Origin of the sequence: Streptomyces sp. NPDC094034, assembly GCF_040303865.1 — a bacterium.
Taxonomy (GTDB): Bacteria; Actinomycetota; Actinomycetes; order Streptomycetales; family Streptomycetaceae; genus Streptomyces.
Genome location: NZ_JBEOUD010000007.1, coordinates 100791 through 113208 on the forward strand (window position 1 = coordinate 100791; position 12418 = coordinate 113208).

The 12418-nt window shown below is 68.5% G+C and carries 9 protein-coding genes; 4 read left to right on the forward strand and 5 right to left on the reverse strand.

Annotation, left to right across the window (positions count from 1 at the left end; all coding sequences use genetic code 11):
* Positions 1-168: 168 nt before the first annotated feature.
* Entirely contained in the window at positions 169-1896 is a 1728-nt protein-coding gene (gene oxc, locus ABTZ59_RS09395; RefSeq protein ID WP_351393213.1) for an oxalyl-CoA decarboxylase, read from the forward strand.
* 28 nt (positions 1897-1924) lie between these two features.
* Positions 1925-3163 (forward strand): CaiB/BaiF CoA transferase family protein, encoded by a 1239-nt coding sequence (locus ABTZ59_RS09400; protein ID WP_351393216.1) that lies wholly within the window; start codon positions 1925-1927, stop codon positions 3161-3163.
* A gap of 15 nt (positions 3164-3178) precedes the next feature.
* Here the strand turns inward: ABTZ59_RS09400 and ABTZ59_RS09405 are convergent, their stop codons facing one another.
* The 3 genes from ABTZ59_RS09405 to ABTZ59_RS09415 form a co-directional block, all read right to left on the reverse strand.
* On the reverse strand, positions 3179-4699 hold the full coding sequence (locus ABTZ59_RS09405) for a multicopper oxidase family protein (protein WP_351393219.1): 1521 nt from the start codon (positions 4697-4699) through the stop codon (positions 3179-3181).
* 188 nt (positions 4700-4887) lie between these two features.
* Complete coding sequence (locus ABTZ59_RS09410; RefSeq protein ID WP_351393222.1) at positions 4888-5835, reverse strand: DUF5996 family protein; 948 nt, start codon at positions 5833-5835, stop codon at positions 4888-4890.
* Between the two features lie 162 nt (positions 5836-5997).
* On the reverse strand, positions 5998-7386 hold the full coding sequence (locus ABTZ59_RS09415) for a tannase/feruloyl esterase family alpha/beta hydrolase (protein WP_351393225.1): 1389 nt from the start codon (positions 7384-7386) through the stop codon (positions 5998-6000).
* A 368-nt stretch (positions 7387-7754) separates the two neighbouring features.
* Between ABTZ59_RS09415 and ABTZ59_RS09420 the strand changes: the two genes are divergently transcribed.
* Entirely contained in the window at positions 7755-8342 is a 588-nt protein-coding gene (locus ABTZ59_RS09420; RefSeq protein WP_351393228.1) for a DoxX family protein, read from the forward strand.
* A gap of 190 nt (positions 8343-8532) precedes the next feature.
* Positions 8533-10269 (forward strand): ubiquinone-dependent pyruvate dehydrogenase, encoded by a 1737-nt coding sequence (poxB, locus tag ABTZ59_RS09425; protein WP_351393232.1) that lies wholly within the window; start codon positions 8533-8535, stop codon positions 10267-10269.
* Between the two features lie 116 nt (positions 10270-10385).
* Here the strand turns inward: poxB and ABTZ59_RS09430 are convergent, their stop codons facing one another.
* A complete protein-coding gene (locus ABTZ59_RS09430) occupies positions 10386-11387 on the reverse strand; it encodes an alpha/beta fold hydrolase (protein WP_351393235.1) in 1002 nt (333 codons plus the stop codon).
* 9 nt (positions 11388-11396) lie between these two features.
* Complete coding sequence (locus ABTZ59_RS09435) at positions 11397-12347, reverse strand: hypothetical protein (RefSeq protein WP_351393238.1); 951 nt, start codon at positions 12345-12347, stop codon at positions 11397-11399.
* Between the last annotated feature and the right edge of the window lie 71 nt (positions 12348-12418).

Below are 12418 nucleotides of genomic sequence, written 5' to 3' on the forward strand. Positions count from 1 at the left end.
CGCGTCAATGCTCTGGCGAGTTGTGCGGAGCGGAGCGACGCGACCCACAGGGCGGGGGAACAGTCGGCAGGTCTCGGTGAATTCGGCCCGACCCCGGCCGGCAGGCTCGGCGGGGAGTTTCCCGGGAAAACGCGCGAACAAAAAAGAAAGCCAGAACAGGAGCCAACTATGGCACCGAACTCTGCCGGCACAATGACGCGTCCGGATGTCGCGATCACCGACGGTTTCACACTCACAGTCGACGCGTTGCAGGCCAACGGGGTCGACACCATGTACGGGGTGGTCGGCATTCCGGTCACCGACCTGGCCCGCACAGCGCAGTCCAAGGGGATTCGCTACATAGGGTTCCGGCAGGAGCAGGACGCCGGCCACGCCGCGGCCGCGGCCGGATTCCTGACCGGCCGGCCGGGCATCTGTCTGACGGTGTCCGCGCCGGGGTTCCTCAACGGGCTGGTGGCGCTGGCCAACGCCACCACCAACTGCTTCCCGATGATCCAGATCAGCGGGTCGAGCGAACGCAGTGTCATCGACCTTCAGCAGGGCGATTACGAGGAACTCGACCAACTCAACGCGGCCAAGCCCTTCGTGAAGGCCGCGTTCCGGGTGGACCGGCCGCAGGACATCGGTCTCGGTGTCGCCCGCGCCCTTCGCGCCGCCGTGTCCGGCCGGCCCGGCGGGGTGTATCTCGATCTGCCGGCCGCGGTGCTCAGTGACACCATCTCGGCCGAGGAGGGCCGGGCGTCGCTGTTCCAGGCGGTCGACCCGGCGCCCAGGCAGATTCCCGCACCCGAATCCGTCACCCGGGCCCTGGATCTGTTCGCGGGCGCCGAGCGTCCGCTGATCGTCCTCGGCAAGGGGGCCGCCTACGCCAGGGCCGACCAGGCCGTTCGCTCGTTCGTCGAGACAACTGGCGCCCCGTTCCTGCCGATGTCGATGGCCAAGGGGCTGCTGCCCGACGACCATCCGCAGTCGGCGGCGGCGGCCCGGTCCCTGGTACTCGGACAGGCCGATGTGGTGATGCTGCTCGGCGCCCGGCTGAACTGGCTGCTCGCGCACGGCCAGCCACCGCGCTGGTCCGCGGCGGCGAAGTTCATCCAGGTCGACGCCGAGCCGATGGAGATCGACAGCAACCGGCCGATCGCGGCTCCGGTGGTCGGGGACATCGCCTCCGTCATGGCCGCGTTCACCCGGGCCGCGCGGCCCGGCCAGTTCGCCGTGCCGACCGCCTGGTGGGACGCGATCAGGGACCGGACGGCGCAGAACGTGGCGAAGATGCGGGCCAGGCTCGACGCCGACGCGACACCGATGAACTTCTCGACCGCGCTGCGCGCGATCCGCGACGTACTGGACGACCACCGCGACGCGTACCTGATCAATGAAGGCGCCAACACACTCGACTTCGGCCGCGACATCGTGCCGATGTACGAGCCGCGGCACCGGCTCGACTCCGGCACCTGGGGCGTCATGGGTGTCGGCATGGGCTACGCCATCGCCGCCGCCGTCGAGTCCGGCAAGCCGGTGGTGGCCGTGGAGGGCGACAGCGCGTTCGGGTTCAGCGGCATGGAGCTCGAAACGATCTGCCGCTACCACCTGCCGATCGTCACGGTCGTGTTCAACAACGGCGGTGTCTACAAGGGCGACGAGGTGAACACGTACTCGGCCGACCCCGCGCCCACGGTGCTGCTGCACTCCAGCCGCTACGACAAGCTCATCACGGCCTTCGGCGGCATCGGGTATCAGGCCGACACCCCGGACGAGCTCGGCCACGCGCTGCGTGCCGCGCTGCACTCCGGCAAACCGGCCCTGATCAACGCCGTCACCGACCCGACGGCCGGCACCGAGTCCGGCCACCTGACCAGCATGAACACCAGCAGTTCCGTGCAGTCGGCGCTCTGACCAGGACACCGGACCGGGAGGAAACACCATGACCGAGAAGACCACGCACGGTGCCGCCACCCCGGACGAGCACCTGGACGCGAGCAAGCCGCACGCCCTGGAGCACATCACGGTCGTGGACTTCACCCGCGTCCTGGCCGGGCCTACCTGTACGCGGATGCTCGCCGACGCCGGCGCGCGGATCATCAAGATCGAGCGGCCAGGGACCGGCGACGACACCCGCCAGATGGGCCCGTTCGCCCCTGACGGCACCTCGGAGTACTACCGGTTCGCCAACCTCGGGAAAGAGAGCATCGCCCTCGACCTCAAGGACCCCGGCGACCACGCCCTGGTCGAGTCGATGATCGCCGAAGCCGATGTCGTGGTGGAGAACTTCCGCCCCGGCGTCATGGCCAGGCTCGGCCTCGACCCGGCCAAGCTCGTCCAGGAGCACCCGCGGCTGATCGTCTGTTCCATCTCCGGCTTCGGCCAGTACGGGCCGCTGCACATGCAGGCGGCCTACGACACCGTCATCCAGGCCGTCTCCGGCATCATGGACGCCACCGGCGAGCCCGACGGGGGCCCCACCAGGGTCGGCACCTCCATATCCGACATCCTGGGCGGCATCTTCGGCTACTGCGGTGTGGTCACCGCCCTGGCGGCCAGGGAACGCACCGGCAAGGGCACCACCGTCGATGTGGCCATGCTCGACGCCACGTTCGCCACCCTGGAGCAGGGCCTCATGGACGCGCTCGGTGTACACAAGCGCCCGCGGCGCATCGCGAACCGCCACCCGTCCATGGCGCCGTTCGACACGTTCAGCTGCTCCGACCAGCTCGTGGCGATCTGCGTCGGCAATGACCATCTCTTCGGCATCCTCGCCGAAACCCTCGGCAAGCCCGAACTGGCCACCGACGCGCGCTTCGCCACGAACGTCGACCGGATGGACAACCAGGCCGCCCTCAAAACGGCCATGGAAGAAGTGCTGCGGACCGACACCGCCGCCGCCTGGCACGATCGGCTGGAGGACGCGGGCATCCCGGTCAGCCTGATCCTCAACGTCGATGACACCCGGAGGCTGGAGCAGATCAAGGTACGCGGCATGGTCAAGGACGTCGGCGGCTTCCAGGTCCCCGGCAACCCGATCAAGTTCGGCTCGTACAACTCGCTCGGCACCATGATCCCGTCGCCGGAGCTGAACAACCGCTCCGATGCCCTGCGCGCGGAATTCGTACCGCACGCGAACCTTGTGGACCACGCGGCGCCCCGGGCACCCCGGTCACCCTGACTTCGGCGGGCCCGGTCACCCTGACTTCGGCGGGCGGGAACCGGCCTTGGCGCCCGGACCGTCGACGATGTCCAGCACGGACATCATGCCCTTGTCCTCGTGGTTGAGGAGATGGCAGTGCGCCACCGTCCTGCCGGTGAAATCCGTGAAGTGGACGCGGAACACGATGGACTGGCCCCGGATGACATTCACCGTCTCGTACCAGCGGTGGCCGGGATCGGTGGCCTTTCCGTTGACACTCATCAACTGGAAGTGGTTGGTGTGGAGATGGAAGGAATGGTCCTCCTCCGTGTCGTTGCGGACAGTCCATTCCTCCACCGTGTTGAGGCGGGAGGTGAAGTCGATCCGATGGGGGTCGTAATACCGGCCGTTGATGTAATACCGCTCCGGGGTGGCCGTCTCCGTATACACCAGATTCTTCCGGTCGGCGATGGTGGCCTTGGCGAGATCTTCGCCGGGCGCGAAGGTGGTGGGGATCGCGGCCGGAGTCACGGGAGTTCCGCCGGTGACCACGCTGGCGAGATTCACCTGAGGGAAGGTGTTCCCGGCCGGCCCGGTGTCGAACGGAAGGGTCTCCAGCTGGGCGGTGCCCGCCTTGCCTCCCTGTACCAGGACGTCGAACCGCGCGGCGGCCGGGATGAGCAGCGTCTGAGCGGCGTAGACCCGTTGGACGGGATAGCCGTCCTGGGCGATGACATGGAAGGTGGCGCCCGGCAGACGCAGCTTGTAGTAGATGTTCGCGCCGATATTGGCGAGCCGCCACAGCTGGGTCTCACCGGGACGGATGCCGATGACCGGATTCTGCTGGCCGTTGACGGTTCGGTTGGTCTTCGCCTGGATGCTCAGCGGATTGACCTTGATCGCGTCGCCCTGGATCTGGTTGTCCTTCAGGGCGATGACACGTTCTGTGATGTTCTTCAGGGACGGCGGCAGATACGTCCGCAGTCCGTCGATGATGATGAGGCCCGACTGCCCGCCGGCGACCTGCCCGGCGGAGTACATGTCGATGTGTGAGTGGTACCAGTAGGTGCCCGGTGTGATGTCGCGCGGCAGTTGGTACGAGTAGTGGTACGTCGTGCCCGGCTTGATGGAGAGAAAGATGTCGTCGGCGGGCCGGCGCGGTGAGACATGGAGCCCGTGCACATGCAGATTGGTGTCCTTCGTCACGCCCTGCACCTTCTCCGTGACCCGGTTCACCATCGCCAGTTCGATGCGGTCGCCGGGCTTGACGCGGAGAGTGGGCGGCATATAGCGGCCGTTGTAGGTGAGGCCCCACAGCCGACGGTCTCCCACCAGCACCTTCTGCCGTTCGACGACAACGGTGGTGCGCAGGACTCCGTTGTGGCTCACCATCTGCGGGGGATTCCGCAGCGGCTCGCCCTTCCCTGTCCGCTCGGCCTGCGACGCCCCGGGCAACGGCCCTTCGTTGACCCGGGTCACCCGCTCGGACACCGAGCCGCCGCAGCCGGCCAGCCAGGCCGCGGCGAACACCAGGCCGACGACGAGCCAGGTGAGCCTGGAACGCGACCGAGTCACAACTCTCTCCCTAGGGGCGGCATGTCGTGCTCCGGGGTCATGGCCCGGAGCACGGGAGGGGAACAACCGGAGATTAGGGAACGAACCCCGATACACCGGCGCACCACACATTCCGCCCACACGAATCCGCCCCAACGGCGGTAAGAGAGAAGAGAAGAGAAGAGAGGAGAGGAGTCCGGAGCGTGGTGCTACCTGTGTCGGCTCCAGCGGGCCGGGTCCTCCTCCAGAGCCGCCCGGTCCCATCCGCCCCGCTCGGCGGCGGCCTCGTAGGTACCGCGCAGAAAGCCCAGCAGCGTCCGATCGGGTTCGGAAGCGGTGCGCACCGCCTCGTACGGCAGCAGGAACTGGCCGTTCTCCCGGCTGTAGAACGCCTCGGCGGGGGTGACGGCGCTCTCGGCGAATCCGTCGGGTTCGGGGTAGGCGTACGAGTAGAAGGCCCCCTCGTCACCGCCGCCGGGCCAGAAACCACAACTGCTCAGCTCGTGTGAGTAGCCCTCTTCCATGACCCAGTCACCGCAGTTCGGCGCGCCACCGGGGTGGCGGGGGGCGCCTCGTCCGGAGAACCGGGTGCAGGCCAGGTCCATGGCACCCCAGAAGAAGTGGACCGGGCTGACCTTGCCGACGAAGTAGCTGCGGAACTCGCCGAGCACCCGGTTGGCCTGGAGAAGCTGGCGCCAGAAGAGGTGGGCGCCCCGCGGGTCGTACGTATGGTGCGAGAAGTCCTCCGCGAACGGGATCGCCGGCTCGACCTCGTTCGGATGCCCCTGGATCGTGGTGGGGACGTCCAACTCCGCCAGGGCCCGCAGAACACGGGCGTGGAAGTCCGCCACCGGCATGGACTCCAAGGCGATGCGCCGGGCGCCGCCCTCGCTCGTACGCAGACTCAGCACGTGGTCGATGAAGTCGAACTCGATGTCGAAGGCACCCGAGTCGTGGGGAATGGCCGAGGTGGTCAACCCCCGTGGGCTGACGTAGAACGTCACCTGCCACCAGTGGTTGAGCAGCGGGGCGTGTGCCAGCCGGACCTTCCCGACGATCTGTGTCCACATGTGCAGCGTGTCGCGCGTCTCGGCCCACTCGGCGAGCCGCAACCGCGGCCACATGCCGGCTCCCCGGCGGGCTTCCGTCGTCACCATGTCTTCCTCCGGAGCCTCGGATCCCCCGCGCGCGGACACGCTGATACGCGCTCATGCCCGTGATGCCCGCTGATGCCTCCATCGTCGTCCTGTCCGACGGCGTCGGCCACCTGAGCACAGTGAGCACCGTGAGCACAGCCGACGTCACCGGCCGGCCGCGCTTCAGTCCAGCGCGCAGGAATTGACCACATCACCACTCGCGGGCCGCCGGATCGTACGGTCCGCGGGCGGGGCCGTCCCGTCCTCCACCCAGGCCGTGAGGGCCGTGAACGCCGAGCGGTAGCAGGGCAGGATCGGCCGCAGCCTGTCCGGATAGGTGTCGTAGAGGCCATCGGTGTGCGTGCCGTTCTCGACGGTGTAATAGCGGTGCAGCCGGCCGCGGCCCCGGTCGTCGATCATGCGCGTGTACACATCCGAGTCGGTGGCGATCGGCAGCAGCGAGTCCAGATCACCGTGGAGCGTGATCATGGGCTTGCCGATCCGTCCGGTCAGCGCGACCTTCGCGACGGCGCGATGGACGGACGAGGGGCGGGAGGCGTAGTCGTAGGCGGCGTCGGAGGGACACGCGGCGAAGATCTCCTCGGGCCCCGAACCGGCCGACGCCCCCGGGCACTTGGGGTCGTACGACGGGTCGAACTCCGCGCGGAAGATCTTCTGGGTCAGTCCCCAGTACGCCGTCTGGTGGTACGGCCAGAGAAACTGGGAGCCGTCCGCGAACCCGGCCGCGAGGAGATCGTCGTCGTCCGCCGTGCCGAGGCTCCGGGCGACGGTGACCGGCAGACTCGTCAGGGGATTGGGCCCGCGGGTGGTCCAGAGCGTGCCTTCCCAGTCCACACCTCCGTCGTACAGCGCGGGATGGTTCTCCAACTGCCAGCGGGTCAGATATCCGCCGTTGGAGATGCCCGTCATATACGTATGGCGCGGCCCGTGCCCGTAACGCTGCTGTACGGCCTTCTTGGCGGCGCGCGTCAGCTCGGTGACCCGGCTGTTCCATTCGGCGACGGCGTCACCCGGCCGTTCGCCGTCCGTGAAGAAGTCGGTACCCGTATTGCCCTTGTCCGTGGCCGCGTAGGCATATCCGCGCGCCAGCACGGCGTCGGAGATCAGGACGTCCGTGGAGTACTGCCTGCGGTTGCCGGGCGCGCCCGTGACGACGAGGCCGCCGTTCCACTTGTCGGGCAGCCTGATCACGAACTGGGCGTCGTGCCGCCAGCCGTGGGTGGCGTTGGAGCGCGAGTCGTCGGGGAAGTACCCGTCGATCTGGTCCCCCGGCACCCCGGAGGGCCTCTCCGTCCCCGCCGCGGACAGTCCCGCCTGGTCGGCGGGATCGGTGTACGGAGTGCCGGCGAGCGCCGTCGTCGTGAGATCCGCCAGACACGCGGTCCGCTGGTGGTCGGCTCCCGGCACATCCAGCCGGTGCTGCCGGGCGCAGTGCGCGTCCGCGCGGTCCGGTGGCGCCGCGCCCACCGCTCCGGCGGGGCCAATGGAGGACAGCCCCATCACAAGGGCGGCGAGAGCGGCGAGAACCGGGATGCCTCGGGACAGACGCATAGGAGCGGGCCTCCGGGGAGTGGCGATACGGGTGGGTGCGCCGCCATATCGTGCTGGGGCCGTTCCCGTACGGCCATGGGGCCGGCCCATACCTCTCTCACTGTCCCCCTAGGCCCGCACACCATTCTGATGCTCACGCAGGTGGGCCTGGGGCTGGTCTCCAGGGCCCTGGGCGTCGGCGTCCTCGCCGCCACCGCGCTGGTGGGGAGCACGCCCGGTCCACGGCTTGCACAGGGGAGAGGGGAACGTTGTACTAAAAGCGCCAAATCTCACTGTTGGGCCGGACTGTCGGGCTGTCGGGCTGTCCGATTACTCACCGTTCCGCCGTCCCCTTACTCACCGTCCGCGGCACGAGAAAAGAAGTGACCATGCGGAATCCATGTCTCACTTTCAGACAACGCTCGCTGCGTACGGCACGGGGCGTCCGCGGCCAGGGCGCGGGCTGGACCGACGCCGGGCTGCTCACCCTCCGTATCGTCGTCGGAGGTCTCGTCGCCACCCATGGCCTACAGAAGATGACGCACCTCCTGGGCGGAGGCGGCCTGGCCGCCGGTGCCGAGGAGTTCCGGCGCGACGGCTTCCGCGGCGGCCGGCTCACCGCGGTGGCGGCCGGATGCGGTCAGACAGGCGGGGGTCTGCTGCTCGCGGCCGGGCTGCTGACGCCGCTCGCCGTGGCGGCCGTCGCAGGCGTCATGACCGTCGCGGCCACGGTGAAGCTCCCGCACGGGCTGTGGGTCCAGGATGACGGCTACGAGTATCCGCTGGTCCTGGTCGTGTCCGTGGCCGTGACCGGGCTCACCGGGCCGGGCGCCTGGTCACTCGACCGGCTGACCGGCGTCAACTGGCCCGCGTCCGCCGGCATCGCCGGCTGCGCGGCCGGAGTACTGGGGGGCCTGACCACACGGCGTGCGCTGTTGCGGGCGAACGGGCGGTCCGGGGAGCCGGAAGTCACCTGAAGCCCCTGAACCGGCGCCGGTGTACGGCGATGCCGGTCGGCGGTGCCGGTCCCGAGGCGCCACCGACGGTGCCGGCTCTGCGGCACCGCCGAGGGTGCCGGTCCTGCGGCGCACAGCCGGTCGGGAGCATGCCCACCCCAGGAGCGTGCCCACCCCAGGAGCGTGCCCACCCCAGTCCAAGGAGGAACAGATGGCCGCCACCGTCGCGGATGCCATGATCTCTACCCTCAAGGCCGCCGGTGTACGGCGCGTCTACGGCCTGCCAGGAGACTCCCTCAACGGGTTCACCGACGCCCTGCGCCGCGACGGCGGTATCGCCTGGGAGCATGTGCGGCACGAGGAGGCCGCCGCGTTCGCCGCCGCCGCCGAGGCCGGTTTCACCGGCGAACTCGCGGTCGCGGCCGGCAGCTGCGGCCCCGGAAACCTGCATCTCATCAACGGCATGTTCGACGCACAGCGCAGCCGGGTACCGGTGCTCGTCATCGCCGCCCACATCCCGCGCGTGGAGATCGGTGGGGGCTACTTCCAGGAGACGCACCCGCAGGAGATGTTCCGCGAGTGCAGTGTGTACTGCGAGATGGCGAGCGTGCCCGAGCAACTGCCGAGACTGCTGGAGATCGCCATGCGCACCGCCCTGGAGCGCGGCGGCGTCGCGGTACTGGTCGTCCCGGGCGAGCTGTTCCTCGACCGCGCCACCCCCTCGCCGCCGCCGCGCCCGGTGCTCAAGTCGTCCTCGATCATCCGTCCTGACGACCAGTCGCTCGACCGGGCGGCGCGTCTCCTCAACGCCGCCGAACGGGTGACCATCCTGGCCGGGGCGGGCTGCGCGGGCGCCCACGACGAGGCGGTCGCGCTGGCCGCGGCGCTCAAGGCGCCGATGGTCCACTCACTGCGCGGCAAGGACTCCCTTGAGTACGACAATCCCTACGACGTCGGTCTGACGGGACTGATCGGCTACAGCTCCGGCTACCGGGCGATGGAGCACTGCGACGCGCTGCTGATGCTCGGCACCGACTTCCCCTACCGGTCGTTCTACCCCGAGAACGTCCCCGTCGTACAGGTCGACGTGCGCGGCGAGCAGATCGGCCGCCGTACGCGGGTGGACGTCCCCTTGGTGGGGACCGTCAAGGACACCGCGCCGGCGCTGCTGCCCCTGCTGAAGCACCGGACGGACGACGACTTCGCGGAGCGGATGACCGGACACTACCGGCGGGTACGGGCCCGGCTCGACCGGCTGGCCGAGGCCAAGCGCGGGGACTCCCCCATGCACCCGCAGCAGGTGGCCGCCGCGATCGACCGGCTGGCGGCGCCCGACGCGGTGTTCACCGCCGACGTGGGGACTCCGACGGTATGGGCGGCCCGCTATCTGCGGATGAACGGTCAGCGGCGGCTCATCGGCTCCTTCACCCACGGCTCGATGGCCAACGCGCTGCCGCACGCGATCGGCGTCCAGGCCGGCCGGCCCGGCCGCCAGGTGGTCGCGCTGGCGGGTGACGGCGGCCTGGCCATGCTGCTCGGGGAGCTGATCACGCTGCGCCAGCTGAACCTTCCGGTGAAGATCGTCGTCTTCAACAACTCGGCGCTGTCCTTCGTCGAGCTGGAGATGACGGCCGCGGGCATCGTCACGTACGGCACGGGCCTGGACAACCCCGACTTCAGCGCCCAGGCCCGCGCCGCCGGCCTGTTCGGGGCGCGCGTCGAGCACACGGACGAGCTGGAAGACGTCCTGCGCGAGGCGTTCGCGCACGACGGACCTGCGCTGATCGACGCTCGTACCGAACGGTACGAGCTGTCGTTGCCGCCGAAGATCACCTTCGAGCAGCTCAAGGGCTTCACCCTGTTCGCCACCCGGACCATCCTCTCCGGGCGAGGGGACGAGATCTTCGAGCTCACCAAGTCGAACCTGCGCCAACTCAGCACGGAGTAACCGAGCAGAGGGGTGGTCGGGCCGGAGGGTGGTCCGGCCAGACGGATGGTCCCGCCAGAGAACGCACCCGTCGGCGGCTCGGCCAGCCTCTCGGTCAGCTCACGGTCAGCTCTCGGTCAGCTCTCGGTCGCCGCGAGCAGCTCGGCGAGGTGGTCGCACCAGACCTCGGCGACATGGAGCGTCTGATGGCCCCGCGTCTTCGGTCCCGCGGGGACCGTCAGGGCTCGTCCGTGGGGAACCTCGGCGATGGCCCTTTCCAGTACGCCGAGTTCGACGGGGTTGAGTTCGTCGTCCTCGAAGTTGACGGCCAGCAGCGGGGCCCGTATCGACCGGAGGCCGGGGGCCGGGTCGTAATCCCTGGACGCGTCGAACTCCCAGACGACGTCGTTGGCGTCCTCGTTGTCCATCGCCTGCGACTCGGTCAGCGTGATCTGGGTGTCGGCGGCATCGACGGACCGAAGATCGGACGCCATGTGCCGGGCGCTGCCGACCATGAGCTGGAAGAGCGCCATCGCGTGGCCGAGTCCGGCCGGCTGCTTGTTGTAGCGGCCATCGGCGTATCCGGGATCGGACGTGATCAGCTGGATGAGCATCCTTCGCCAGAGCAGATTCCGTCCGGTGATCCGCTCGGGAAGACTGGCGATCGCCATCAGCGCCTGCTGGTCCGGATAGCGCTGGCCCCAGATCCACGTCTGCATCCCGCCCATCGAGGTGCCGAGCAACAGCCGTAGTCGCTCGATGCCCAGCCCGTCCACCAGCAGCCGATGCTGGCCCTCGACCATGTCGCTGTAGCCGTAGTGCGGGAAGTCGGGTCCGAGCCCTTCGCCGGGCCGGCTCGACCCGCCGTGACCGAGGGCGTCCGGCAGGACCACGAAGTATCTGCTCACATCGAGGGGCCGACCGCTCCCGAACAGGAAGTCGGCGATGGACGGTCGGAGGAATTGCCGGCCGGAGCCGGTTGTGCCGTGCAACAGCATCACGGCGTTGTCGGCGCCCGCGTTCAACGAACCGAGTGTGTGGTACGCGAGGTTCACATCGAGACGGTGTCCGTCATCGAAGGGAAAGTCGCTGACGGTGTGGAAGCCTGGTACGGCTTTGGATTCCCAGTCGGTGGTCATGAGCGACCTCTAGAAGAACGAGAGGGTCTCGATACCGACCCCCGCTTGCACGGTACGCAGGACCTCGCCGCGTTCGAGGTTGCACACGGCCAGCGAGCCCTCGTTGTGATTCGCGATCAGCACCGTCTCCCCGTCCTCGTGGAAGGCCATGTTCATGGGGCCCTGGCCGAGGTGGAGAAGCGTCTGTGACGTGAGGTCCTCGGAGAAGATCGTGGCCAGCGGCTCCTCGAAGTTCGTGACCACCAGATATCTGCCGTCGGGGCTGTAGCGCGCGATCTGAGCCGCCTTCTCGTGCCCGTCGAGTGTGACCGTCGAGCGGATCTCGTCCGAGTCCGTGTCAACGACGAAGAACTGCGGCTGCCGCGCGTCGACGAGTACGACCGACTCCCCGTCGGGGGGCATGCCGATTCCCGCGGTGCCGTTCGGCGTGGGAATCTTGTTGACCACACGTTTCGTGGCCAGATCGACGACCGACGCGAAGGTGTCTTCCTCGTTCTCCGTATAGAGCTTGCTGTTGTCCGGCAGCACCTCGACGCGGTGGGCCTTGTTGGAACCGACCTCGATCACGTCCTCGATGGTGCCGCTCTCGGGGGCCATTTCGAGCACCACGCCGCTGTTCTCGCACACGCAGTACAACTGGCCGTCCGCTCCCCAGCGCAGGCCATGCGGAGCGAGATGCGGATAGGTGCTGAGGTCACCGACGTGCCTCCGTTCCTCCAGGTCGAACTTCGCGATGAGGTGGCCCGGATGGGGGTTGTCCCCGTGGATACCGGCCCCGTAGATGGGGGCATACGCGAAACGGTGATCGGGCGAGATGAGAAGTTCGTGCACCCTCGGCGCGAAACCTTCGAGGGCCAACTCGACCTCGTATGTCTCCGGATCGAGGAACAGCACCTGATTTCCGACCTTGTCGATCGCCACGAGGCCTTTGCCGCCGGTCAAAAAGTTGGCGTCTGCCATGACGACTCTCCTGTCCGATCCCATCGATGGGCGCGCTATGAGCGCTTGAATATGGGCAGTTCGGTACGGGC